A 25,464-nucleotide genomic window follows, 5' to 3' on the forward strand; every position below is an offset into this window, starting at 1 on the left:
GAAAAGAAATAATGAAAAAAATAATAAAAATAACAATACTCTTAATTTGTGTAACCTTATTTAATTGTAGTGAAGATACTGTAGATTATGTAGAGTTCGGAACAATTAAAGGTCGTGTAGTTAAAAAGAAAAGTTTCGAACCTATTACAAATGCAAAAATTGCATTATCACCTACCAATAACACAAGTTTTACCGATGAAGATGGTTACTTCTTAATGGAAGATGTACCAGCACAAGAATATTCGGTAAGTGCCACTAAAGAGGGGTATTTAACAGGTTTTCAACCTGTAGGTTTAGATGCAGGGACAGAAATTAATATAGTATTTGAATTAGATATAGAAACAGCATTAAATGACCCACCAACAGCACCAGAGCTTAGAGCTCCAGCTAATGGCATAGAAGATTTAAATAATACAGTAGAATTAAGTTTTAAATCAATTGATCCTGATGAAGATGAAATAACATACAGGATAGAAATTAAAAACGACTTAAATAATGATGTTATATCTTTTGAAAATGTAAAAGACACTTTATACACAGTTTCCGATTTAAAATTCGGAGTAAAATATTTTTGGCAAATAGGAGCATCAGATGGTATTAATGCCGAAGTATTAAGTACAGTGAGTACATTTAAAATTACATCAACACCCAATAACAGATATTTTTATACACGACAAGAGGGAGGAAATAATGTAATATACTCTGGAGATTTTATCAATGAAGCCTCTGTAAATGAATTACTGTTAACATTACCAACAACAAACTCTTGGAGACCAAGAAAAAACTCAGCGGCAAATTTGGTAGCCTTCTTACGAACAGATAATAACGAAACTCATATTTATACAATGAAAACTGATGGTTCAGATGTTAAAAAAGTTACATCTAATGTTCCTGTAGTTGCATTTGATTTAAACGAAGTTGATTTCTCGTGGTCTTCAAACGGAGATCGAATTATATATCCGCATTACGATAAATTATACTTGATAAATAAAGATGGAAGTGGTTTACAGCAAATTTATCAAACAACAGACGGTAGTTACATTACTGAATGTGAATGGAATAATGATGAATCTAAAATAGCACTGAAAACCAATAACACAAGTGGCTATAATGCACAAATCTATACGATTGATATGGCAGGAAATATAATTGATACTGTTTTAACAGGAATGCAAGGAGCTGCAGGTGGAATTAATTTTACAATAGATGGAAGCTCGCTGTTGTATACTAGAGATATTTCTGGATATGAATCAAGTAATTATAGGCAATTAAACAGTCATCTATTTTTATATGAATTTGCTACGGCAGAAGTTACTGATTTATCAGAAGGAAAAGCAGATGGAACAAATGATTTAGACCCACGTTTATCACCTAATGAGGCTGAAGTTATCTTTGTGAATACATCCAATGATGGTATTTCTACAAAAACAATTTATAAAGTACCTTTTAGTGAAGGATCTACAACTAGAACAGCATTGTTTGAAAATGCGACAATGCCAGATTGGGAATAAAAGAAAACAAACTATTACTTAGAGAGCGAACGTATAAAAAACGTTCGCTTTTTTCTTGATAAAAGCGTAATAAAACCTAAATTTGCAGGTAACAACAACACAACAAATGAGTAACGAAGTATCTAAACGCTACGCACAACGCGGAGTATCGGCATCTAAAGAAGATGTACACAATGCTATAAAAAATATTGATAAAGGATTATTTCCAAAAGCTTTCTGTAAAATAGTTCCAGATTATTTAACAAATGATGATGATTACTGTTTAATAATGCATGCAGATGGAGCAGGAACAAAATCGTCTTTAGCATACATGTACTGGAAAGAAACAGGAGATATTTCGGTATGGAAAGGTATTGCTCAAGATGCTTTAATCATGAATATTGATGATTTATTGTGTGTGGGTGCTACCGATAACATTATGTTATCTTCTACTATTGGACGTAACAAAAATAATATTCCAGGAGAAGTTTTATCGGCAATTATTAATGGAACAGAAGAGTTAATTAATGAGTTGAAAGAATTCGGAGTTACGATTCATTCAACAGGAGGTGAAACTGCTGACGTTGGTGATTTAGTACGTACTATTATTGTAGATTCTACGGTAACCGCTCGTATGAAGCGTACCGATGTAATTGATAATGCAAATATTAAAGCAGGAGATGTAATTGTTGGTTTAGAGTCATTCGGACAAGCAACGTATGAAAAAGAATACAACGGAGGTATGGGAAGTAACGGATTAACTTCTGCACGTCACGATGTGTTCCATAATTATTTAGCAGAAAAATATCCAGAAAGTTTTGATGCTTCAGTACCGTCAGATTTAGTGTATTCAGGAAATACAAAATTAACAGATGAAGTAGAAAACTCTCCGATTGACGCTGGTAAACTAGTGTTATCGCCAACAAGAACCTATGCGCCAATTATCAAGGAAATTTTATCGAAATTTTCTTCGGAAGAAGTGCACGGAATGATTCACTGTTCAGGAGGAGCTCAAACAAAAATTTTACATTTTATAGATAATTTACACATCGTAAAAGATAATATGTTTCCAATTCCACCATTGTTTAAATTGATACAAGAGCAATCAAAAACAGATTGGAAAGAAATGTATCAAGTGTTTAACTGTGGACACAGAATGGAGTTATATGTATCTCCAGAAATAGCAGAAGAGATTATTACTATTTCAAAAACGTTTAACGTAAATGCACAGATTGTTGGTAGAGTTGAAACTTCTGATAAAAAGAAATTAACAATCAAAAGTCAATATGGAACTTTTGAATATTAATACTGTAAAATAAAAGTATAATCCTCAGATTTCTCTGAGGATTTTTTTATTTCATTTTTTCAAACACAAAATCAATTGAAAACTCATCGTTACTAACGTTAGCTTTTAGTAGATTGTTTTCTTTCCAGTATTGTATTGTTTTAGGGAATTCGTTTAGTTTGTTTTCCGCAGTAAAAGAAGTATCAGTTTGTTGTGTAAAAGCAAATAATGTCGAGGTTTCATTCACGCCTGTAACCTGTAAAAACAAAGAATCATTTTTAGTAATGATGTGTAAGACTTCTTTAAATACAGTATCGTTTTTTTGTAAGGAAAAACCAATTCCAGAAAAATCATTTTCCCAAAACTCGTAAGTTCTTTTACCAGCTTCGTTATAAATACGTTTCCATTTACCAAACAGCCAAGTAGGTTTTTTAATTTTCTTTTCTTGTAGACAAGAAAAAAGTAGTGTACAAGTAAAAAATAAGATTAAAATTCGCATAACAAAAGCCTTAATGAATTAAAGATATGAATAAAATTCGATAAAAAATCGTAAATTCGCACCCCAAGAAAAGATACTATGCTAGATAAATTACAGATAGTTAAGCAACGTTATGATGAGGTATCAGATTTGATCATCCAACCAGATGTTATCTCTGATCAAAAACGTTATGTACAATTAAATAAAGAGTATAAAGACTTAGGAAAGGTTGTAAAAAAGGCAAACGAGTACGAAACTTTATTAAATAATATAGAAGAAGCTAAGGAGATTATTGCTGACGGATCGGATGCAGAAATGGTAGAAATGGCTAAAATGGAAATGGATGAAGCAAAAACTCGTATTCCAGAATTGGAAGAGGAGATTAAGTTTTTACTAATTCCTAAAGACCCAGAAGATGCTAAAAACGCGGTAGTAGAATTGCGTGCAGGTACGGGTGGAGATGAAGCAAGTATTTTTGCTGGTGATTTATTTAGAATGTACACCAAGTACTGTGAAAGCAAGGGATGGAAAGTATCTACGGTAGATTTTTCTGAAGGAACCAATGGTGGATTTAAAGAAATTCAGTTTGAAGTTTCTGGTGAAGATGTATACGGAACTTTAAAGTTTGAAGCTGGTGTACATCGTGTACAACGTGTACCGCAAACCGAAACCCAAGGACGTGTACATACATCGGCAGCAACATGTATGGTGTTTCCAGAAGCAGAAGAGTTTGATGTAGAAATCAACCCAAAAGATGTACGTATTGATTATTTCTGTTCGTCAGGACCAGGAGGTCAATCGGTAAACACTACCTATTCAGCAGTACGTTTAACGCATATTCCTACAGGGTTAGTGGCGCAATGTCAGGATCAAAAATCACAGCATAAAAACAAAGAAAAAGCATTTAAGGTATTACGTTCTCGTTTATACGATTTAGAGTTAGCTAAAAAGCAAGAGGAAGACGCTGCAAAACGTGGATCGATGGTAACCTCAGGAGATCGTTCCGCGAAAATTAGAACGTATAACTACCCGCAAGGACGTGTAACTGATCACAGAATAGGGTTAACCTTATACGATTTATCAAATATTGTAAATGGAGATATTCAAAAAATTATAGACGAATTAATGCTTGCGGAAAATACTTCTAAACTAAAAGAATTAGGAGAAACTATTTAGTAAAAAGCGTTACCATATTGGTAACGCTTTTTTTATAGAAAAGAATTAGAACTATGAATACTTGTAGAGCCAATAAAGAAACCCTACCTTTGTCATAATATTAATGTTCTATCCTTTTTTTAGGAGAAAATCTACAAGTCTCTACACTATTTTTCTGTTATACATCAGTTTTTTAGTCTTCAGTTTCTTTATAAATTTATTTTCAATAGAATTTTTAATCAAAAAAATAATATCATATAAAAATCATAGAACTTATTATGAAGTGCTGTGAAGTTACTTTCATGTTGTAAGATTTAATAATTAAAAACCATATCATATGTTAAGAATAGTAGTAAAAGAAGGCGAAAATATTGATAGAGCTTTGAAACGTTATAAACGAAAATTTAGAGACGTAAAAGTTTTACAAGAATTAAGAGAAAGAAAGCAATATGTAAAACCATCAGTAACAAGAAGAGCTCAAATTCAAAAAGCAGCTTATAAAGAGCAATTATTTAACGAAGAATAATTTTGATACAACACAAAATATAAAACGCAATCCGAAGGGGTTGCGTTTTTTTATAGAATAGCTTTTAACATTTAATAGTATTTTTTTAGTAGCTAAATAAGCAAAAGATTAAATTTTGGTCATTCCTGCAAAAATTTTGGTTAAAAAAGACATTAACATCTAAATTAATTTTGCCCTTCAAATAATAAATGATTAATTTAAGATGAAAAAAAAGAATACTTCCCAAAAAAATAAAGTATTAACTTACACAATTATAGGCTTATTTATAGTTATAGTTTCTAGTTATGCATTTAGTTCTTCAGAAGTAAAAAAAACAGAATTAGTTTCTCAAAAGTTACCTGTAAAAGTTACAACACCTATATACAGAACTATTACGGAATGGGATGAGTATACAGGACGTTTCGAAGCAAGTAATAAAGTAGAAGTTCGTGCACGTGTAAGTGGTTTTTTAGAGCGTGTAAATTTTAAAGCTGGACAAATTGTAAAAAAGGGACAGACGCTCTTTATTATTGATGACAGACCTTTTAAAATAGCCTTAAATAAAGCTAATGCCAATTTAGCTCAAGCCAAAGCAAATTTAGAAATTGCACAAGACAATTTTAAGCGTGTCGAAGATTTAAAGGAAACAGGTGCAGTATCTATTGAAGAATTCAATCGTAGAAAACAAGCTCTAGAGTATGCTAAAGCTAGTATTCAGGTGTCGGAAACACACGTGGCTGATGCTAAATTAAATTTAGAGTTTACACGTGTTAAAGCTCCAATTTCAGGTTTAGTGAGTAGAGATCGTGTGAACGAAGGAAACCTTATAGATGGAGGTTCTTCAAATTCTACATTATTAACCACTATTGTAGCTACAAGCCCTATTCACTTTTATTTTACAAGCAGCGAGTCTGATTACTTGCGTTATGTACGATTGGCAAATAATGGAGAAAGAAAAGCGGTTCGCACAGACGGACTTCCGGTACATATTAAACTTCAAGATGAAGATGAGTTTTTACATGAAGCAAAAATAGACTTCGTAGATAATCAAATTGATAATAGTACAGGTACAATAGAAAACAGAGCCATTTTACCAAATAAAGACTTACTGTTAGAGCCAGGAATGTTTGGTAAAGCTAGAATAAGTGAAAGCACAGCACATAAAGCGATTATGATACCAGAGGATATTATTGGTACCAACCAGTCACTACGATATGTTTATGTTTTAGGAGAAAACAATATTGTAACCAGTAAAAACATCATTTTAGGACCATTACATTCTAACGGATTTCGTATTGTTAGAGAAGGATTATTAGAAACAGATAAGTTGATAATTAATAATATTCAAAAAATTAGGCCAGGTACAGTAGTTACCCCCGTTGAAACTAATTTAGAAATCCCAAAAAGCTAACTGTAAATCAATAACAAGTTAGTAGTAAAACCATATTAAAAAATAAACTCATTTATAGTTTTATGTCTTTAAATAAGGATATGAAAATCTTAGAGTTATGTTCAAATTTTAACAAAATACAATGAAATTTAGTCACATATTTATCAAAAGACCAATATTTGCTGCAGTACTAAGTGTACTCATACTTATTGTTGGTGGTTTATCCTATTTTTCATTACCCGTTTCACAGTTTCCAGATGTAGCCCCACCAACGGTAGAAGTAGTTGCTATGTACCCTGGTGCGAGTGCCAAGACACTGTCAGAAACTGTAGCAGCGCCTTTAGAAAAAGAAATTAATGGTGTTGAAGGTATGATTTATATGACTTCCCAATCATCAGCTGATGGTAGAGTAACAGTACAAATTGCCTTTGAACTGGGTACAGATTTAGATCGCGCCCAAGTACAAGTACAAAACCGAGTTGCTATCGCAGAACCACGTTTACCAGAATCGGTAAGACGTTTAGGAATCACCACAAAGAAAATATCACCAGATATTTTACTGTTGGTTAACTTAATTTCACCTAATGAGACCTATGACCAGATTTATATGGGTAATTACGCTACGTTACAACTTAAAGATGAGTTGGCACGATTAAAAGGTATTGGTGATATCCAAATTTTTGGAGCGGCAGAATACGCCATGCGTATTTGGTTAGACCCAGATAAAATTGCTAATTTAGATATGACAGCTGGTGAAGTAGTTGCAGCCTTACGTGCTCAAAACGTACAAATAGCTAGTGGTACATTAAACACCTTACCATCAGGCACGCAATCAGCATTCGAGGTAAATATTCAGACGCAAGGAAAACTAATTACACCTGAAGAATTTGAAAATGTGATCGTTAAATCAGCAGAAGATAACAGAATAGTAAAACTTAAAGATGTTGGTCGTGTTGAATTAGGTGCACAAAATTACGCTACAAAAGGCTATTTAGGCAAGAAGCCAGCAATTGCTATGCCTATTTTTCAACAACCAGGAGGTAATGCGTTAGAAACCGCTAGAAGTATTAAAGAAACTATGGAAAGGTTATCCAAAAGCTTTCCAGAAGATTTGGAGTACAAGATAGAATATAACCCCACTGAATTTATTCAAAAATCGGTAGATCAAGTATACAGTACAATTTTAGAAGCCGTAATCCTTGTGATTTTAGTAATTTTATTATTCCTACAATCATGGCGTGCAGCTATTATTCCAATTTTAGCAATTCCGGTATCATTGGTAGGTACATTTGCTATTATGCAAGGTATTGGTTTTTCTCTTAACAACTTAACCTTATTTGGGTTGGTGTTAGCCATTGGTATTGTGGTAGATGATGCAATTGTAGTAGTAGAAAATATGGAGCGTTATCTCGAAGAAGGCTATTCACCAAAAGAAGCAGCTTTTAAAACTATGGACGAAGTTGGAGGTGCTTTAATAGCAATTGGATTGGTGTTAATAGCTGTTTTTATTCCTACTGCTTTTTTAGACGGATTTTCAGGTCAGTTTTATAAACAATTTGGAGTAACCATTGCTGTGGCAACAGCTATTTCGGTATTTGTATCGTTAACTTTAAGTCCAGCTATGGCAGCTTTATTAATGCGACACGAAGATAAAATTAAAAAGAAAAATACACCATTGGTATTAAAGCCGTTTGTGTTTTTGGGGAATACCTTCAATCGTCTTATGGATACGGTTTCTGAAAAGTATGGTAGTAGTGTTCAAAAATTAATACGTACAAGTACTATGGTTATGCTAATTTATGGTGGATTAATAGCTTTAACAGGATTTGAGTTCAGTCGTGTTTCGCAAGGGTTTGTACCAGCAATGGATCAGCAGTACTTTGTAACGGTAGTACAGTTACCCCCTGGTTCTTCAATAAGTAGAACTGATGAGGTGGTAAAAAACATTTTAGATTTAACCTTAGATACTGATGGTGTAAAAACAGCTGTATCTTTTACAGGATTTGATGCACCTTCATTTACCAATTCATCAAATGCAGCAGCTATTTTTATAACATTAGAAGATTTTGATGAAAGAACAAAAAAAGGAATTGATTACCACAATTTATTAAATACATTGCGTGGTAAAGTAGCTGTTGTAGACGATGCGGTTGTATTTATTATTCCACCTCCATCGGTTGCAGGAATAGGTAATGCTGGTGGATTTAGGATGATGCTGCAAGATCGTGCTAACTTGGGTACAGCAGCGTTAATAGAAGCTACAAATAATTTAGCCTTGGCTGCCAATCAAGACTCTGTTTTAAGTAATGTGTTTACTTTTTTTAACGATAAAACACCTCAGTTGTATTTAGATATCGATAGAAACAAAGCGCAACAATTAGGAGTTAATATCAATGAAATATTTCAATCATTGGAAATCTATATGGGGTCTGCATTTGTAAACGATTTTAATTATTTAGGTAGAACCTTTCAAGTAACAGCACAGGCAGATTCACCAAACCGTTTAACACCAGACGATATTACTCGTATTAAAGTACGTAACAATAAAGGAGAAATGGTACCATTAGGAACCATAGCTACACAGAAAGATATTTCTGGTCCAGCTAGAATACCACGTTTTAACTTGTATCCTTCAGCATCTTTAAATGGAGATGTCGCTGCAGGATTCAGTTCAGGTCAGGCATTAGAGCGTATGGAACAATTAGCAAAAGAAATTTTGCCACAGGGAATTTCATATCAATGGACAGAAATGGCCTACCAAGAAAAACAAACGGGTAACACAGCAGGTATCGCTTTTTTATTAGCTGTGGTGTTTGTATTCTTATTATTAGCTGCTCAATTTGAAAGTTTAGTTTTACCATTAGTGGTTATTTTTATTGTGCCTATGGTATTACTGTCGGCAATTGTTGGTATTGATTTAGCAGGATTAGACAACAATATTATGGTACAAATTGGTTTAATTGTATTAGTTGGTTTAGCAAGTAAAAACGCGATTCTTATTGTTGAGTTTGCAAAACAATTAGAAGACCAGGGAACAGATTTAAAAACAGCCGTTATACAAGCATCAAAATTGCGCTTACGTCCTATTTTAATGACAGCAATGGCTTTTATTCTTGGAGTAGTACCATTAGCAATTTCAACCGGTGCTGGTGCAGAATTACGTGTATCTTTAGGTATCGCAGTATTTAGTGGAATGCTAGGAGTTACCATCTTCGGTATTTTTTTAACACCTGTATTTTATTATTTAGGTAGAAAATGGACAACCCCAAAAAAAACAGTATAATAATGAAAAAAATAAACTATATAAATCTTGTCGTACTAACTATAATACTAACATCTTGTGGTATTACAAAGCGCGATTTTAATGTGCAGTCTGGTGTGAATGTATCTAACTATTTTTTAAAAGATAATGTAAAGGAGGGTATTTTTGTAAGTAAAGAAACTGCTCAAAAATGGTGGACAGAATTTAATGACCCTATTTTAGATACATTAATTAATAAAGTTATGCAGCATAATTTAGATATTAATGTTGCTGTAGCTAATTTTGAAGCATCTCGTGCCTTTTTAAAAAACACAAAATTAGACCGTTTTCCAACGGTAACGTTAAACGGTAATTATACCAGAACACGATTAGGAGAAAATGTTTTTGTACCCGGTGCAAACCCAACGTACAATAACTTTAATGGTAGTTTTGATGCATTTTGGGAAGCCGATGTTTTTGGTCGTGTGTCTAACCGTATTAAAGGCGCTTATGCTAACAGTCAATTAGCTTTAGCAGATATGCAAAGCGTATACATTAGCATGTTTGCAGAAACTGCTAGAAACTATATGGAGTTACGAGGTACACAACACATGTTAGGTATTGCTGAACGTAATTTAAAAGGTCAACAAAATACTTACGATTTAACAGTAAAATTATTAGAAGCTGGTACAAGTAGTAATTTAGATGTTTCAAGAGCATTGGCACAATTAGAAAATACCAGAGCTACAATTCATCCTTTAAAAGCACGTATTGAAGCCTTAAAAAATAGTTTAAATGTGTTAATTGGCGAAATACCAGGGGAGATAGATGATACCTTATTAACAGAACAGCCATTACCAAGCTTACCTGAATCGGTTGCATTAGATGATAATATTAACGAGTTGTTACGTCGCAGACCAGATGTTAGAAGTGCCGAAGCAACCTTGCAAATCCAGATTGCAAAATACAATATCTCGGTAGCTGATTTATATCCTAAAGTACAATTTGGTGGTTCTATTGGGTTTTCGGCAGTAGATTTTTCTAACTTTGCACAAAAAGAGTCTTTTACATGGAGTATTTTACCTAGTATATCTTGGGAAGCCTTTAATTTAGGTCGTGTAAAACAACGAATTAAAGAAAATGATGCATTAACGCTTGCAGCTTTAAATAAGTACGAAAAAACAGTTTTAAAAGCTCTAGAAGAAACCAAAACTGCATTAACAAATTATGTTAACGAGTTACAGCGACGAGAAAATTTACGCGCGTCATCAGCAGCCAGTGCTAAAGCAGCTACCATAGCTAAACAACGTTACGAGGCAGGTTTAGATAATTTTATAGATTATTTAAGTGCTGAAAATACCATGTTGGTTTCAGAAAATTCATTAGCAACAAGCGAAATTGCAGCAACTACATATCTAATTGCTATATATAAAACCTTAGGTGGTGGATGGGATATTATAACAGAAGAAGATATAGATGTGAAAATGATGCAATTAAAGCAAAAAGAAACTACAATAAATTAAGTAATGAAATGCAAAACGGAACGACCGATATAGGGTCGTTTCGTTACCAAAAAAGTATTTAATCAACAGAACAATATGTCTAAAACACAAGTTCCTGTTTTTAAAAATAGTAATGATTTATATAAAGCTATTGGTTTTCCTCATAGAAGTCATATACCTAATTTTGATGTTCACGCAATTGATGAGTTAGAGCCTGCTTCTAGTCGATGCATGCCTCCGTATAGACAAGATTTTTTTCAAATAGCTTTGTTAACCTATGTTGGTAACAGCCGATTAAACATTAATACAGATTGGTTAGACTTAGGAAATCACCCTTTGTGGTTTACAGTTCCAGGGCAAGTGGTGTCTTGGATTAGAGATGAAGATATTGCAGGGTATAACATAATGTTTAAAAAGGAGTTTTTAATAAATGGAATACCTAAGTTAACAGATGATTTTCCGTTTTTAAAAATGACTGAAAATCAAGTGTTGATGATGACAGAAGATGAAATGAATTCTTTGCTTTTTGATGTAAAACGTATGGTTTCAGTATTTGAAAACCCACACCCTTATCAAGAAAAAATGTTGGAAGGTATGTTGGTGTCGATACTCTACTATTGTAAGGCTATTTATGAACGACATAAATCTACTCAAAACAATTTATCTAGAGAGCAAATTATTACACAGAAGTTTGAAAATTTGGTAGAAAAAATGTATGTTGATACTAAAAATGTAAGCGATTATGCTAGAGCATTAAATATTACACCAAGTTATCTAACCACTATGATAAAAAAACAAACAGGCAAAAGCGCTAAAGATATTATACAAAACCGTTTATTGTTAGAAAGCAAGAGTTTACTGAAGTTTTCAGATTTAGATATTGCAGAGATTGGCTATCGTTTAAATTTTCAAGAGCCAACGCATTTTACCAGATTTTTTAAAAAATTAAGCGGTACTACACCAAACCGTTTTAGACAAGAGGGCATGTAAATTATTATTTAACCACTTACCAAAAGTTTAAAAATAGAGCTTTTAATTTTAAATGCCTTAGTAAAGAAAGTGGTTATTTTTTAAGTTAATTTATATTTAAATTTGATTATTAAAATTAGAATGTATGAATGTAAAAAGAACAGCAGTAGTTACAGATTCTGGCAATGGGTTAGGAAGAACTTTTGCCAATACTTTACTTAAAAATGAGTACAACGTTATTCTAGCTGCAACCCAAGATAGTTTTGATAACCTGTCTATAGAGACAGATGATTTGCATAAATACAAATTAGTTAAAACAGATTTTACATCTGACGAAAGTGTTTTTGAGTTAAAAAACACAATTATTAATACATTTGGTCATTTAGATTTATTGTTTAACAATGTTGAAAAAGCTAATGGTTTTGGTCAGAAAATAGAACAAATAAATATTGAAGAGGTAAAATCTCTTTATGAGATGAATGTTTTTGCTGTAATGCGTACTGTAAAAATATTAAAGTCTTTGTTTGAGAAAAGTGAAGACCCTAGAATTATTAATGTTACAAGCGCTATGGGAGACCTTAATAAAATGTCGGATGAGTCATTTTGTTATTCTAATTATTGTATGACTGCTTATGCTAGTTCCAAAGCAGCCTTAAATATGTATACACATTTACAGAGTAAAGAATTTAGTCCTTCAAGAATAAGTGTAAAAGGTTTTGACCCAATTGCTCTAAAAAATTGTACTCATAATTCAGTGGTAATATGTAATGATGTTATGGATGAATTACTAGAGCTTATTAGTTATGAAAAAAAGAGTTAAATAAAATTTATACTTTTAAGTAAGTATAAAGTATAAAAGCCTTCGTTTCAAAAAACGAAGGCTTTTATATTCTGAGTTAAATATGATAAATTTAACTTTATATGCACACAAAATAAAGCACTCAGAAATTAAGAGTTTTTACTTTTTTTATTTTTACTTAATATATTTCGAATATGTTCTCCATCCCAATGTTTATCAAAGGTAACAATTCCTCTTTTAAAATCATCTTCCAATAATTGTTCTTGTTGTTCCAGTTCTTTTCTAACTTTAAAAATATAATTTTCATTTCTATTAGGGTCTGCTGCTAATCTTTTTAAACTGGCTTCATCATATTTAATAAAGTTCTGTACCTGACGATTTAAGGTGTATTTTCTGAAACCTAATTTATTAAGAGCATCACTTGCTAATGCTAAAGAGGTATCTAATGATTCTCTGTAAATATTATTAACATTTAAATTAAGTAATTCATAAGCATCAAATCTACTTTTAGTTCTAACCATTAACTCTATATGTGGATACTTTCTTTTTACAATTTTTGAAATTGCTTTAGAAACAGAAACTTCATTAGTAGCGCAAATTAAAATTTTAGCCTCAGCTATTCCAGCAGACTCTAATAAATCTTCTCTTGTTGCATCTCCATAATATACTTCAAACCCCATTTTTCGTAGAAAATCAACACGATTAGAATCAAAATCTAAAATAGTTGTTTCAACACCATGTGAACGTAAAAAACGTCCAACAGTACTACCAAACTGACCAAAGCCTACTAATATGACTTTTTGAGATTTAGCTATATGATCCATAGGTCGTTTAATAAATTCTTTGGTGCCAATTCTTGGAAGAATTAAACGTTCGTTTACTACTGTTAAAATAGGTGTTAAGGACATTGAAACTGCGGTAACCACTAACATTATGTCCATTTGCTCTTGTTCTAAAATATTAAGCTGAAAGGCGAAAGACAATAAAACAAAAGCGAATTCACCAACCTGAGCTAAACTAAAAGTAAGCAGTATATTTTGGTCTATTTTTAAATTAAAAATACGACCTGTAATAAATAAAACCAATGCTTTTATAATAATAATAACGAGCAAAATACCACTAATAGTTAACGGGCTATTCGCAATAACTACAAAGTTAATAGACGCACCAACCGCCATAAAAAAGAGTCCTAGTAAAAGGTTTTTAAATGGTTCTAGTGTGCTTTCTAGCTCGTGTTTAAACTCACTAGTAGATAAAACAACACCACCTAAAAAAGCACCTAATGCAGGGCTTAAACCAACAAATTCCATTAAGTATGAAATTCCAAAAACGATTAAAAAAGCAGAAGCTATTAATAACTCTCTAACGCCAGTTTTAGCTACTTTGCGTAACATTGGTACCACTATAAAACGACCAGCTAAAATAATAATCACAACAGAAAGTATAATTGCCAATGTTTGTAAACCAATAGGTAAACTTTGAATTAAAGTTGATGCTGAATGAGAAGCTTCATTACTTGTGTGTTCCGACGAATTACTTAATAGTGGTAAAGCACCAATCATAAATATTACAATGATATCTTGAAATAATAGTATGGAAAAGGAGCTAGAGCCAAAAGTGGTATTCATTAGGCCTTTTTCTTTAATGGTCTGCAAAGCTATTGCGGTGGATGATAAAGCAACAGCCATACTAATGGCCAATGCTACTTGCCATTCATAACCTATAAATGTAAACAATATATAAGTTAAGCCAATTGTTAAAGCGACTTGTATTCCCCCCATACCGAGAATAGTTTTTCGCATATTCCAAAAATTTTTAGGTTCAATTTCTAATCCTATTAAAAATAGCATTACAACTACTCCAAACTCAGCAAAATGTAGAATATCTTCACCTTCTTCACCAATAAAGCCAAGTACATATGGACCAATAAGTACACCAGCTAGTAGATAACCTATAACAGAACTTAACCCTAATCGTTTTGCTATAGAAACGCAAATAATAGCACCAGCAAGAAATACAATAGCTTCAAATAATAAATTTCCAGACATACCTTAGGTTGTTAAAATTTCTAAATCGTTAAGAAAAGAACAATTTGATAATTGCGTTGTATTAAAATCACCTTGTAGTAAATCTATTAATTGTTCGTACTGGTTGGTATAATCCAGTAAATCTTCATCAGATAAATTATGTGTACCCATTACTGCAAATGGAGATAAATAATTCATTCCACATAATTTAGCAGTTTGTTCATATGGTCTTAAAAACTCGTTAATTGTATAGGTATTATAACCCTCGGTACAATATACCTCTCGAGAACCGCCCGTGGTTATAACATTAAAAATAGTTTTGTTATGAAGTACTTTTCCTTCAGGACCATAAGCCCAATTAAACTCTAACACCAAATCTTTCCATTGTTTTAAAATAGCAGGGCTGCTGTACCAATATAAAGGGTGATGCCAAATAATAATATCATGTTGGAGTAATAATTCTTGTTCACGCTGTATATTAATATGAAAATTAGGATAGTTTTCATATAAATCATGAAAAGTTACATGTACTTTATTTTTTAAACGATTAACTAGAGTTGAATTAACTCTCGATTGTTCAAACTTTGGGTGGGCAAAAAGAATAAGTACTTTTTTCATGAGTTTATTTAGTTTTATGTTGGAAAATATGTTTTTTATGATTGTATTTTGATAAAGTTAATAATTTAAAATCATTGTTGTTTATGCTAAAAGCGCAAGAGTAATTTTTTTTAGTAATTATTAAGCTAGTTTATAAATTATAAAAATAAAAGCCACACAGAATGTTTTACATTTGGTGGCTCTTATATTTTTTTATTATGAAAATAAATTTATAACACTGTTATTTAGTGTTTTAGGTTTTTGTTAGTGAATTTTAAAGTCTCCGTTGCTTCTTATGTAGAGAATAGACTCTTTGTTGTTTTTTACAGCTATTGTATGTTTAGTTCCTTTTTTAGAACTAAAGTAGTTCCCTGCTTCAAGCACATTTATAACCTTATTATTTTCTATTTGATGCACTATTTTACCCTTTATTATTATAGCTCTAAAATTCTCGCTTAGGTTTTTAATATTACCTTTAAAACCAGCAGGTAATTTAACTAAAATAGCCTGAAGTTTATTGTTTTTATGTGTTTCCCATAAAAATGCAGTTTTAATATCACTTTTATTTGTAACCCAAGTAATATCGTTTGCATTTAACCATACGAGGTTGTGTTGGTCTACATTTATTGGTCGTTCACCATTATCAAAAGCTTCATCTGTAGGTTTTACTAAATATGGACCTTCTTGAATTTCAATATATGCTAAATTGTCTTCAGCATTGGCAGCAGTAATATGCGTTTCGCCTGCAGGCTGCATCCAAAAAGATCCTGTAGGTAACCATTGTTTTTTTGCGTTTTCATCATCGTTATGCAATAACCCTTTAATAACTACACCTCGATAAGTGACATTATGAATGTGTGGTGGAGATGAAAAACCTTTTTTAAATTTTACTAAAAAACCTGAAGGTTCGTTTTTGGTACGATCACCCCAAAGTTTTCCCGCAGCTGGACTTTTGTCTCCACGTAACGGATTAAGCCAGCTCCATTCTATTTGTTCAGTGGTTACTACTTCGTTTTTAGTCTTTGTGTGATCTATAGTTGAAGTCTGAGCATTGATTTTAACTGTAAACATTAAAAAAAATGAAGCTAACAGGACAGTTTTAATCATTTTAATATTTTTAGATTTCTGTAAAAACTTCAGATTGTGACAATCTTGATTTAGGAGTTTTATCAGTAGAATTAAAGTCGGATTTTGCCCTGTATCCAATAGAAACAGCAACTAATGAGGTATAACCTTTTTCTCTTAAACCAAATTCTTCATCTAATGCTTTTACATCTATACCTTCCATTGGTGTGGCATCTATACCTAAACTTGCAACACCTAGCAAAAAACTTCCTACGTTAAGGTATACTTGCTTTTCCATCCAATGTTGAAGATCTTTTAAGTCATATTTATGAATATCTGCAAAGGTTTTAACGGCGCCTATAAATCCATTTTTAACATCTTCATTAGGAAATCGTCCATTTTTATCATCTACCTCCGCTATATATTTATAATAATCTTCATCAGTATTAGTCTTTACACAAAATAAAATAACAGCTGAAGCATTAGTTACTTTAGGTTCATTAAAGTGGAAAAAACCTTGAGTGCCTTTTGCAATACGTGCTTTACCCTCTCTAGTTTCAGCGATAATAAAGTGCCAAGGTTGAAGATTAACACTTGAAGGACTCATTTGTAGTAAATGTTTTACTTGCTCCATATTTTCTTTAGAAATTGATTTAGATGGATCAAATTCTTTTGTGGTATATCTCCAATTTAATATGTCTTTTAAATTCATTTTAATTGTTTTTTATTTGTTTAATTCAGACTATCAAAAGTATAGTGTCAAAAGTATTGATAGTTTAAGGTTTTTGCAATAACGGTCAAAAATGATAGTATGTTTTTTATGTTAAAAAACACTGTTAGCTACTATTTTTAATAGCTTTATAGGTAATGTTAAATTTACTATAAAAAGTAAAGTTTTATAATTAATGATAGTATAATGTTTTTGGAACATTAAATTATAGTAGCATTTGGAGCAGGCAAAATAAAAGATTAATTAAGTATAATTATAGAGAGCTTTATAGTTCTACAAGTATTACTATTTAATTGATAGGAGGTAAAAGGAAAAGTATAATTTTTTATTTATTTTTGAACGAAAAAAGTGCTGTAACAAATTATACGAGTTAACTTCCATCATTATATAACATACATTAAGTCTTCAATTAAAATAGTTAGAGAAAGACGGCTTAATAACTAGAAAAAGGTATACAAAAAACATGTCTTTAAAAGTAAAGTACGAATAAACTCCGTTTGAAGAAGTCGTAAGAATTTTGTTGGCTACTATAGTTAAGTAGAGAGAAGTTGTTGTTAAAAAGGGAAGAGTATTAGAGTAATTTTACTGGTATTTTATAAAGTTACTATTCTACAGGCTTCAAACTCAATGTCCTTAAAACTATCTTGAGTCCATTCACTCAAACTTTTAAGAATTGGCAGTAAAGCTTCACCTTTTTTAGATAGTGAATATTCAACTCGTGGTGGTATTTCAGCATATTTTTTTCTAATTATGATACCATCTTCCTCAAGCTCTCTTAATTGCTCTGTTAACACTTTTTTTGATATAGTAGGAGTAAATATTAAGAGTTTTCCAAAGCGTAAACTTCCGTTTGCTAATAAGTAAATTAAAATAGGCTTCCACTTATTTCCAATTACGTTCATCGCGTGAACTAACGAACACACATTTGGATTATCAATTACTTTTCTTCCCATTAGTTACCATTTTGTAACCACTATTTAATGTGATTATATTATTTTGGTTTCAAAAATAAACTATTATTAGTTTCTTTGCAATACTAATTTAAAGTTTTATAAAAATGAAAAACATTTTAATCATTAATGGTCATCAATATTATCCATTTGCAGAAGGAAAATTAAATCAATCTTTTATTGAAAAACTATCAGCTCAATTAAAAGAAGCTAACTTAAATATAAAGATTACCGTAACTCAAAATGACTATAATGTAGATGAGGAAGTAGAAAAATTTCTTTGGGCAGATGTTGTATTTTTACAAACGCCTTTAAACTGGATGGGAATTACTTGGTCGTTTAAAAAATATATGGATGATGTATTCACTGCAGGTATGATGGGGAAACTATCGCAAGGTGATGGTCGTACTTCTGAAGCACCAAAAAAGAATTATGGTTTAGGTGGTTTGTTAAAAGGCAAATATATGATGTCTGTAACTGCAAATGCGCCTAAAGAGGCTTTTAACAATCCTGATGAGCCTTTTTTTGCTGGTAAAAGTGAAGACGACTTGTTATTACCAATGCATCTCAACTTTAAATGGTTTGGTTTAGAACCTTTAAAAACATTTTTTGCTTACGACGTGATGAAAAATCCGGAGATTGAAAGCGACTTTGTAAGATTTGAAAAACATATTAATGAAGAATTACTTCAAAAAATATAATCCATTGAAAGTTTTCACGTTTAATAGAATACAACTAATACACATAAAATGAACAGACCAACACCAAAGCATACAGCACCAAATTTAACTTTTCCAGTATTAGATGGTAACGAATGGCAGATTAACAATCAACAACCAGAAAAATTTACTTTAGTGGTTTTTTACAGAGGTTTGCATTGCCCGTTGTGTAAAAAATATTTACAACAATTAGAAGAGTTATTACCAGAATTTAAAGAAAGAGGTGTTAATGTTGTTGCTGTAAGTATGGACTCTGAGTCTAGAGCACGCTTATCACGTCAAAAATGGGAGCTATCAGAATTAAAATTAGGGTATAACTTAGATTTAGAAACTGCTAAAAACTGGGGGTTATATTTAAGCAAAGGTATAAAAGATGGTGAACCAAACACATTTAGTGAACCAGGACTTTTTTTAATAAGACAATAACAATCAAATCTATTATTCTGCTATGAATAGTAATCCTTGGGGAAGACCTTATTTACCTTCATTTGTAAAAGCTGTAGATTATATTGTGTCTTCAGATTATCCTGCAAGAGGCGAAATGTTATAAATTTGTAATATGAAATACACCGAAAAAACCTATTATTTCGATTATAATAGTTCAGTTATTGAAGATGTTATAAAAGACGTTAAGCATTTTACCTCTCAACAAGATATTATAGAGCAATTATATCTAAAGGTTAGAGATGGTTGGCGTTATTTACCTTTTAATATTGGTTTAACTAAAGAGCACTTTAAAGCTAGTAATATTGCAAAAAAGCCAGATGGACATTGTATTGATAAAGCCATTTTATACATTGCTTGTTTACGTGCCTTCAATATTCCAGCAAGATTACATTTAGCCAAAGTATCCAACCATATTGCTACAGAGCGCTTAGAAAAAGTGATTGGAACTAATGAATTAGCTCCTCATGGTTTGGTAGATGTATTTTATAATGATAAATGGGTTAAATGTTCGCCTGCGTTTAATAAAGAACTGTGTGCCATTTACAATGTTGATGTTTTAGATTTTAATGGTGTCGAAGATGCAGTGTTGCAAGAATACAATAAAGACGACCATAAATTTATGACCTATATAGAAGATTATGGTCATTTTGATGATGTACCTTTGGAATTTATAAAGGAAACATTTAAATCAAATTATCCTAGTCTTTATGAAAAATTTAAAGATCAGGATCATATCAAAATATAAGAATGATTTGCAATCAGAACTAAGTCAAATACAAGCATTTTTTAACACCGAATACCCTCTGAATCAAGAAGGTTTAAAAGAATTATTCGGTTTATTTAAAGTTGAAAAAGTAGCTAAAGGCGAAATGCTTCTTGCTGCAAATACTACTGAAAATTATTTAAGGTTTCTTAATTCTGGTGTGGTGCGAGAGTATTATGCTACACCAGACAAAGAGACCAACATTAATTTTTACGCCGAACCACAATTTATCACAGACTTAAGTTCGTTTATTAATAATATCTCTACTAACAAAAACCAAGAATGCATAACAGAAGTAGAACTATTATCTGTTGAAAAAAGTGCCTTTAGAAAGCTGTTGGATAATTACGAATGCGGAAAATCGTTTATAGAAATTTCGTTTCAACGATTATTGAAACAAAAAGAACTTTTTGAATATAATCGTATTACTAAAACAGCAGATGAACTATACAAAGAGCTAATTATTTATAGACCTAACTGGCTAGACAATATTCCACAATACCACATTGCATCCTACCTAAATGTTACACCAGAAACTTTAAGTCGTATTCGAAAACGCATTTCTTGATTTGAATCAATGCTTAAGTGTAATACGTTTGTAACCTTTGCAAAAACATTTAAGCATTATGAAAATTCATCACTTTAGAAATGCCACAATGGTTATTGAAGCTAATAGTCATTTTATTTTAATAGATCCTATGTTAGGCTCAAAAGGATCTTTGCCTCCATTTACATTTTTTAGGTTTAAACCTGTTAAAAATCCTATTGTAGAATTACCAGAAATTAGTAAAACCTTTTTAGATAAAATTACGCATTGTGTTATAACGCACAACCATCCAGATCATATTGACAAACCTGCAGAAGATTTCTTAAAAGAGAAGAATATCCCTGTGTTTTGTAGTGTAAAAGATGAAAAAACATTTTCAAAGAAAGGTTTAAACATTGTAAAAACTATTGAATATTGGACTAAATCTGAATTTTTAGATGGTAGTATAGAAGGAATTCCGGCAAAACATGGTTATGGTTTTGTAGCCAAACCAGCAGGTAATGTTATGGGATTTTTTATACAATTACCTAATCAACCATCAATTTATTTAAGTAGCGATACTGTTTATACAGATACAGTAGATAAAGTTTTTAGAAACTATAAACCAGATATTAGCGTAGTTGCAGCAGGATCGGCTCAGTTTGATATTTTTAAACCTTTATTAATGACTATGGATGATATTTTAAAATTTGCTAAAAATGCACCAGGTAAAGTCATCGCCAATCATATGGAGGCAGTAAATCATTGCCCTACAAGGCGTGAAGAATTGAGAGCAGAAGTGTTAAATTTAGATTTGTCTAAAAAAGTATATGTACCTGATGATGGAGAAACTATAAGTTTTTAAGGTTAGTTATATTAATTAGTAAATATTTTAAATATGATTTTTTTATAAAACGTTTATTAAAAGAAATATCTTATGTGTAAAAAAAATCATGAATTATCTAAAAAAGAAAAACGTAGCTAAAGAAATAGCTACGTTTTTTTAGTTCGTGTCAGTGTTATACTTTATTTCACAATAGTAAGTTCATCTACAATACGTTTAGCACCAGCATACTTATCAATTAACCAAAGTACATATCTAATGTCTACATTAATAGTTCGTTGTAGGTTTTTGTCAAAAATAACATCACCAGCCATCGCTTCAATATTACCATCAAATGCTAGCCCGATTAATTCACCTTTTCCGTTTAATACTGGAGAACCAGAGTTTCCACCGGTAATATCATTATCAGATAAGAAGTTTAAAGGTAATTCACCTTTACTGTTAGCATATCTTCCGTAATCTTTTTTCTCATAGATATCTAACATATCTTTAGATAAATCAAACTCGCTATCGTTTGGCTTATATTTTTTAACCATTCCTTTTAACGTTGTGTAGTTGTTAATGCTAGCGTCGTTTCTAGAATCTTTAGGTAAAGCTCTTACTTTTCCGTAAGTTAAACGTAAAGTAGAGTTAGCATCTGGATATTTAATGTTGCTTAGACCAGACTTACGTAAACCATCTACTAATAGTCTAAATGATTTTTGATAATCGTTTAATGGTTGTACTAAGTTTTCAGGTTGCTCTCTATACTTATCTAGTAATTGAGAAGATAAGATATATAAAGGATCGTTAGCTAACAATTCTTTATTAGGATATTTTAAGAAAGCCGTAGCACGCTCTTTAGATGTAAAAATACTTAATTCAAAAATAGAATTTACGTAGTCGTTAAAATTACCATTCTTAGCAATTTTAGCTACAATCTCTGGTAATTCGTAATTTGCTTTAGCTGAATATAACTTTAGTTGCTCAGTTAAAATTTCTTTTTCTAAAGGTAAATGATAATTTGTGTAGTTACTTTCTATAAAAGCATTCAATCGAGGCATTAAATTCTTACGAGCAGCTTCATTAGCATTAATATAAGACTCAAATCCTTTACCTATTTGATATGGTAAAACTGCAAATTTACTAGAACGTAATAATAACATTAAGTAATTATCATGCTTTGCTTTGTTGTTGGTTAAGTTGTAGTAATTATTGATGTTAGTAACAACATCTCCGTAAATTGCTTTGTTAGACTTTTTGTTAGCCCATTTGTCAAATTTCTTTTCTACGTTACGTTTAGCCTCGGTAGTTTTATGAGCTGTTAAAGCATCAATCATACCTTGTCTGTTTTTCCAATAGTTGGCAATTCTAGCATATTGAGATGCATACATTAAATTGATAGATGCATCTTTATCCATGTATTTTTTCATTACATCCATGCTAAGTTTAGATCCTTCTACCCAAGCAGGATATGCGTAATTTACGTTTTGTTCGATTCCTTCTGCAGGCATCCAACGGTTTGTTCTACCAGGGTATCCTAAAATCATAGCAAAATCATTTTCTTTTACCCCTTTAATGTTAACAGGTAAGTGATATTTTGCTTTCAATGGCACGTTGTTTTCAGAATACTCTGCAGGGTTTCCTTCTGCATCTGCATATACTCTAAATAAAGAAAAGTCTCCTGTGTGACGTGGCCATTCCCAGTTATCAGTGTCTCCACCGTATTTACCAACTTTATCAGAAGGTGTACCTACTAATCGTACATCTTTATAATCTTCATATACAAAATAGTAATATTCATTTCCTTGGAAAAAAGAACGTACAGAAACAGTATATTTACCACCTTCATTATTTTCTTGTTCTATTTTTGCAATTTCTTTGTTAATAGCAGCTTCACGTTCTTTTTCTGTCATAGAATCGTTTACTTTAGATAAAATACGTTTAGAAACGTCATCCATTCTCACAAAGAATCTTACAAAAAGACTTTCTGGTTTAAGCTCGTCTTTTAATGTTTTAGCCCAGTACCCATTTTTAAGGTGATTTTGCTCTTCAGAAGATAATTCTGCAATGGCGTCATAACCACAGTGGTGATTTGTAAGTACTAATCCATTATCAGAAATAATACTAGCTGTACACCCACCGTTAAATTGAACGATAGCGTCTTTGAGACTTTGATTGTTGATACTGTAAATTTCTTCAGCGGTTAGTTGAAGTCCCATTTTTTGCATATCACGTTCGTTTAAACGCTTAATATGCATTAAAAACCACATTCCTTCATTAGCGAACAATGAAGCAGGTAGTAAGATTAAAAAAGCAATTAAAAAAAGACTTGTTTTTTTCATAATATAATTTGAATAATAAAAATTAGGTTGATTTTGTTTTTTAGTTTAGAATATCTCCTTTTAAAAAACATTAAGTTCTTTAATCAATTAAAGAATCAGCTTGTAAAAATACTCAATAATTTATTTTGTATAAGGAAGTAAACGTTAAAAAAATATAAGGATACGCATGTTAATTTTAGCATAATAGATAGCGTAGAAATGAGCTTTATAATAAAAAAATCCCTTACAAAACCAGACTTGTAAGGGATTGTTATGGAGACGCCGAGAATAGACCTTCTTTTGCCTTATTACACCTTAACCCACGCTATAACTACTATTAATACTGAATTTGTAAAATTTTTATATTTCTTTTTATGCTGAAATAGATGTTAAATACTACCTAAATTGACACCTAAATTGACACCTGATAGCTATGACATATACATTCAATCTAAAAGAAAAAAGTAAAGATGGATTAACACTTATTTATTTGAAAGCCTATTTTAAAAATGAGGGTAAAAGATTTGTATACTCAACAGGAGAATTTATCCATCCAAAAGAATGGGATATAAAAAACAGACAGCCAAATAATCTTACAGGAAGAACTTCAAAAGCAAATTCTCATCGAACAATAAAAAGGAAACTTGATCGATATTCTAACTTTTTTATACAAGTAACTGAAACTTTTAAAAACACAAATCAAGAATTAACTGTTGAAAAAGTAAGAAAAGAATTTGACAAGGAATTCAAAAGAGTAGCTAAAGGAAAAAATAAGTTTTATGAAGCTTATGATGAGTTTATGTTATTCAAGCAAAAAAATCAAGAATGGTCTAAAGCTACTATTAAGAGATATTATAATATTAAATCACTACTTGAAGATTTTGAAAAAACAAAAAACTATAAAATCACTTTTAATACCATAAATCAAAAGTTTTATACTGAGTTTACAGATTTTTGCATGGTTCATAGAGGGCATATCAATAATACTTTTACTAGAAATGTTGGATTGGTTAAAACATTTCTTTACTGGGCTTTAAAAAATGGTCATACCTATAAGGCAGATTTTATAAAATTTAAAAAGAAACCAAAAGTAATAACCAATCAAATTGCGTTAAGAAAAGAAGATCTACAACTTCTATTAAAAAAGGAAATGCCGTCTAAAAAATTAGAACGAGTTAAAGACATATTTATTTTTTTCATGTGTAACAGGAATGCGCTTTGGTGAGTTAAAGTTTGTTTCAAAAAATACCATAAACGGTAAAATACTATTACTTAAAGAAGAAAAAGGCTCTGGTAAAAAAGCAGAGAAATACCACTTAGCAATATCGCTTTACATATTTTAAACAAGTATGATTATACCTTACCTCTAATAGGTAATCAAAAATTTAATGACTATGTAAAAGAAGTTTTTGAAAAAGCTGGATATACACATAATGTTATAAAAACATCTACAAGAGGTAAAGAAATACTTCGAGAAGAAAAGCCATTTTATAAAAGGATAAGCTCTCATACAGCTAGAAGAACCTTTATTACTATGATGAAAAGAAATGGTAAGAGTGATAAACTAATAGCGGAAATTTCTGGACATAATGATATGAAAACACTAAATCAATATTACCAAGTTTCAAATGAAGATGTTAAAGATGCTGTAAATGAAACTTTTGATATAAAATTTTAAA

At 31.2% G+C, this 25,464-nt stretch carries 23 protein-coding genes; 16 read left to right on the top strand and 7 right to left on the bottom strand.

Going from position 1 to position 25,464, the window contains the following annotated elements; translation table 11 throughout:
* Positions 1 to 11 precede the first annotated feature (11 nt).
* Both D6200_RS14715 and D6200_RS14720 read left to right on the top strand, forming a co-directional pair.
* Positions 12 to 1,511 (top strand): carboxypeptidase regulatory-like domain-containing protein, encoded by a 1,500-nt coding sequence (locus D6200_RS14715; protein ID WP_073181545.1) that lies wholly within the window; start codon positions 12 to 14, stop codon positions 1,509 to 1,511.
* 106 nt (positions 1,512 to 1,617) lie between these two features.
* Positions 1,618 to 2,796, top strand: coding sequence for an AIR synthase related protein (locus D6200_RS14720; protein WP_047788406.1), 1,179 nt, complete (start codon positions 1,618 to 1,620; stop codon positions 2,794 to 2,796).
* A gap of 46 nt (positions 2,797 to 2,842) precedes the next feature.
* On the opposite strand, the gene D6200_RS14725 is transcribed toward D6200_RS14720, so the two are convergent.
* Positions 2,843 to 3,274 (bottom strand): hypothetical protein, encoded by a 432-nt coding sequence (locus tag D6200_RS14725; protein WP_053056640.1) that lies wholly within the window; start codon positions 3,272 to 3,274, stop codon positions 2,843 to 2,845.
* A 78-nt stretch (positions 3,275 to 3,352) separates the two neighbouring features.
* Here D6200_RS14725 and prfA point away from each other — a divergent pair, with 78 nt between their 5' ends.
* The 7 genes from prfA (at position 3,353) to D6200_RS14760 (ending at position 12,835) form a co-directional block, all read left to right on the top strand.
* The gene (gene prfA / locus D6200_RS14730) at positions 3,353 to 4,429 is read left to right on the top strand and encodes a peptide chain release factor 1 (RefSeq protein WP_047788405.1); all 1,077 of its coding nucleotides are present in this window, start codon (positions 3,353 to 3,355) and stop codon (positions 4,427 to 4,429) included.
* 316 nt (positions 4,430 to 4,745) lie between these two features.
* Entirely contained in the window at positions 4,746 to 4,934 is a 189-nt protein-coding gene (gene rpsU / locus D6200_RS14735) for a 30S ribosomal protein S21 (protein WP_047788404.1), read from the top strand.
* Between the two features lie 202 nt (positions 4,935 to 5,136).
* Positions 5,137 to 6,324 carry an efflux RND transporter periplasmic adaptor subunit gene (locus D6200_RS14740; protein WP_083574757.1) on the top strand — a complete coding sequence of 396 codons (1,188 nt, stop codon included), beginning with the start codon at positions 5,137 to 5,139 and terminating at the stop codon, positions 6,322 to 6,324.
* Between the two features lie 121 nt (positions 6,325 to 6,445).
* Complete coding sequence (locus D6200_RS14745; protein ID WP_073181542.1) at positions 6,446 to 9,586, top strand: efflux RND transporter permease subunit; 3,141 nt, start codon at positions 6,446 to 6,448, stop codon at positions 9,584 to 9,586.
* 2 nt (positions 9,587 to 9,588) lie between these two features.
* The gene (locus D6200_RS14750; RefSeq protein ID WP_073182654.1) at positions 9,589 to 11,067 is read left to right on the top strand and encodes an efflux transporter outer membrane subunit; all 1,479 of its coding nucleotides are present in this window, start codon (positions 9,589 to 9,591) and stop codon (positions 11,065 to 11,067) included.
* A 75-nt stretch (positions 11,068 to 11,142) separates the two neighbouring features.
* Complete coding sequence (locus tag D6200_RS14755) at positions 11,143 to 12,036, top strand: helix-turn-helix domain-containing protein (RefSeq protein ID WP_073181540.1); 894 nt, start codon at positions 11,143 to 11,145, stop codon at positions 12,034 to 12,036.
* Positions 12,037 to 12,160: 124 nt separating this feature from the next.
* Complete coding sequence (locus D6200_RS14760; protein ID WP_073181539.1) at positions 12,161 to 12,835, top strand: SDR family NAD(P)-dependent oxidoreductase; 675 nt, start codon at positions 12,161 to 12,163, stop codon at positions 12,833 to 12,835.
* Positions 12,836 to 12,963: 128 nt separating this feature from the next.
* Here D6200_RS14760 and D6200_RS14765 read toward each other — a convergent pair whose 3' ends face one another.
* From D6200_RS14765 to D6200_RS14785, 5 genes are all read right to left on the bottom strand, one after another.
* Entirely contained in the window at positions 12,964 to 14,862 is a 1,899-nt protein-coding gene (locus D6200_RS14765) for a monovalent cation:proton antiporter-2 (CPA2) family protein (protein WP_073181537.1), read from the bottom strand.
* 3 nt (positions 14,863 to 14,865) lie between these two features.
* Positions 14,866 to 15,459 (bottom strand): NAD(P)H-dependent oxidoreductase, encoded by a 594-nt coding sequence (locus tag D6200_RS14770; protein WP_047788399.1) that lies wholly within the window; start codon positions 15,457 to 15,459, stop codon positions 14,866 to 14,868.
* 243 nt (positions 15,460 to 15,702) lie between these two features.
* Entirely contained in the window at positions 15,703 to 16,545 is an 843-nt protein-coding gene (locus D6200_RS14775) for a DUF4437 domain-containing protein (protein ID WP_047788398.1), read from the bottom strand.
* Between the two features lie 10 nt (positions 16,546 to 16,555).
* Complete coding sequence (gene nfsB / locus D6200_RS14780) at positions 16,556 to 17,215, bottom strand: oxygen-insensitive NAD(P)H nitroreductase (RefSeq protein ID WP_073181535.1); 660 nt, start codon at positions 17,213 to 17,215, stop codon at positions 16,556 to 16,558.
* 611 nt (positions 17,216 to 17,826) lie between these two features.
* The gene (locus D6200_RS14785; RefSeq protein ID WP_073181533.1) at positions 17,827 to 18,186 is read right to left on the bottom strand and encodes a winged helix-turn-helix transcriptional regulator; all 360 of its coding nucleotides are present in this window, start codon (positions 18,184 to 18,186) and stop codon (positions 17,827 to 17,829) included.
* 104 nt (positions 18,187 to 18,290) lie between these two features.
* Between D6200_RS14785 and D6200_RS14790 the strand changes: the two genes are divergently transcribed.
* From D6200_RS14790 to D6200_RS14810, 5 genes are all read left to right on the top strand, one after another.
* Positions 18,291 to 18,884: an NAD(P)H-dependent oxidoreductase gene (locus D6200_RS14790; RefSeq protein ID WP_073181532.1), complete on the top strand. Its 594-nt coding sequence runs from the start codon at positions 18,291 to 18,293 to the stop codon at positions 18,882 to 18,884.
* 48 nt (positions 18,885 to 18,932) lie between these two features.
* Positions 18,933 to 19,328, top strand: a complete 396-nt coding sequence (locus D6200_RS14795) for a peroxiredoxin-like family protein (protein WP_240627185.1) — start codon at positions 18,933 to 18,935, stop codon at positions 19,326 to 19,328.
* 133 nt (positions 19,329 to 19,461) lie between these two features.
* The gene (locus tag D6200_RS14800; protein WP_073181530.1) at positions 19,462 to 20,094 is read left to right on the top strand and encodes a transglutaminase-like domain-containing protein; all 633 of its coding nucleotides are present in this window, start codon (positions 19,462 to 19,464) and stop codon (positions 20,092 to 20,094) included.
* A gap of 7 nt (positions 20,095 to 20,101) precedes the next feature.
* The gene (locus D6200_RS14805; RefSeq protein ID WP_073182651.1) at positions 20,102 to 20,680 is read left to right on the top strand and encodes a Crp/Fnr family transcriptional regulator; all 579 of its coding nucleotides are present in this window, start codon (positions 20,102 to 20,104) and stop codon (positions 20,678 to 20,680) included.
* Between the two features lie 58 nt (positions 20,681 to 20,738).
* Positions 20,739 to 21,503, top strand: a complete 765-nt coding sequence (locus tag D6200_RS14810) for an MBL fold metallo-hydrolase (RefSeq protein WP_073181528.1) — start codon at positions 20,739 to 20,741, stop codon at positions 21,501 to 21,503.
* 161 nt (positions 21,504 to 21,664) lie between these two features.
* Here the strand turns inward: D6200_RS14810 and D6200_RS14815 are convergent, their stop codons facing one another.
* Positions 21,665 to 23,806, bottom strand: a complete 2,142-nt coding sequence (locus D6200_RS14815; protein ID WP_073181525.1) for a S46 family peptidase — start codon at positions 23,804 to 23,806, stop codon at positions 21,665 to 21,667.
* Positions 23,807 to 24,218: 412 nt separating this feature from the next.
* On the opposite strand from D6200_RS14815, the gene D6200_RS15470 reads away from it, so the two are divergent.
* Entirely contained in the window at positions 24,219 to 25,010 is a 792-nt protein-coding gene (locus D6200_RS15470; protein WP_240627186.1) for a phage integrase SAM-like domain-containing protein, read from the top strand.
* 84 nt (positions 25,011 to 25,094) lie between these two features.
* Positions 25,095 to 25,463: a tyrosine-type recombinase/integrase gene (locus D6200_RS15475; RefSeq protein ID WP_317039776.1), complete on the top strand. Its 369-nt coding sequence runs from the start codon at positions 25,095 to 25,097 to the stop codon at positions 25,461 to 25,463.
* The last annotated feature ends 1 nt before the right edge of the window (position 25,464 follow it).

Source organism: Tenacibaculum mesophilum (genome assembly GCF_003867075.1).
GTDB lineage: Bacteria > Bacteroidota > Bacteroidia > Flavobacteriales > Flavobacteriaceae > Polaribacter > Polaribacter mesophilus.

Coding starts and splice junctions, on each gene's coding strand:
- D6200_RS14715 (WP_073181545.1), top strand. CDS start 12: ATGAAAAAAATAATAAAAATAACAATACTCTTAATTTGTGTAACCTTA.
- D6200_RS14720 (WP_047788406.1), top strand. CDS start 1,618: ATGAGTAACGAAGTATCTAAACGCTACGCACAACGCGGAGTATCGGCA.
- D6200_RS14725 (WP_053056640.1), bottom strand. CDS start 3,274: ATGCGAATTTTAATCTTATTTTTTACTTGTACACTACTTTTTTCTTGT.
- prfA (WP_047788405.1), top strand. CDS start 3,353: ATGCTAGATAAATTACAGATAGTTAAGCAACGTTATGATGAGGTATCA.
- rpsU (WP_047788404.1), top strand. CDS start 4,746: ATGTTAAGAATAGTAGTAAAAGAAGGCGAAAATATTGATAGAGCTTTG.
- D6200_RS14740 (WP_083574757.1), top strand. CDS start 5,137: ATGAAAAAAAAGAATACTTCCCAAAAAAATAAAGTATTAACTTACACA.
- D6200_RS14745 (WP_073181542.1), top strand. CDS start 6,446: ATGAAATTTAGTCACATATTTATCAAAAGACCAATATTTGCTGCAGTA.
- D6200_RS14750 (WP_073182654.1), top strand. CDS start 9,589: ATGAAAAAAATAAACTATATAAATCTTGTCGTACTAACTATAATACTA.
- D6200_RS14755 (WP_073181540.1), top strand. CDS start 11,143: ATGTCTAAAACACAAGTTCCTGTTTTTAAAAATAGTAATGATTTATAT.
- D6200_RS14760 (WP_073181539.1), top strand. CDS start 12,161: ATGAATGTAAAAAGAACAGCAGTAGTTACAGATTCTGGCAATGGGTTA.
- D6200_RS14765 (WP_073181537.1), bottom strand. CDS start 14,862: ATGTCTGGAAATTTATTATTTGAAGCTATTGTATTTCTTGCTGGTGCT.
- D6200_RS14770 (WP_047788399.1), bottom strand. CDS start 15,459: ATGAAAAAAGTACTTATTCTTTTTGCCCACCCAAAGTTTGAACAATCG.
- D6200_RS14775 (WP_047788398.1), bottom strand. CDS start 16,545: ATGATTAAAACTGTCCTGTTAGCTTCATTTTTTTTAATGTTTACAGTT.
- nfsB (WP_073181535.1), bottom strand. CDS start 17,215: ATGAATTTAAAAGACATATTAAATTGGAGATATACCACAAAAGAATTT.
- D6200_RS14785 (WP_073181533.1), bottom strand. CDS start 18,186: ATGGGAAGAAAAGTAATTGATAATCCAAATGTGTGTTCGTTAGTTCAC.
- D6200_RS14790 (WP_073181532.1), top strand. CDS start 18,291: ATGAAAAACATTTTAATCATTAATGGTCATCAATATTATCCATTTGCA.
- D6200_RS14795 (WP_240627185.1), top strand. CDS start 18,933: ATGAACAGACCAACACCAAAGCATACAGCACCAAATTTAACTTTTCCA.
- D6200_RS14800 (WP_073181530.1), top strand. CDS start 19,462: ATGAAATACACCGAAAAAACCTATTATTTCGATTATAATAGTTCAGTT.
- D6200_RS14810 (WP_073181528.1), top strand. CDS start 20,739: ATGAAAATTCATCACTTTAGAAATGCCACAATGGTTATTGAAGCTAAT.
- D6200_RS14815 (WP_073181525.1), bottom strand. CDS start 23,806: ATGAAAAAAACAAGTCTTTTTTTAATTGCTTTTTTAATCTTACTACCT.
- D6200_RS15470 (WP_240627186.1), top strand. CDS start 24,219: ATGACATATACATTCAATCTAAAAGAAAAAAGTAAAGATGGATTAACA.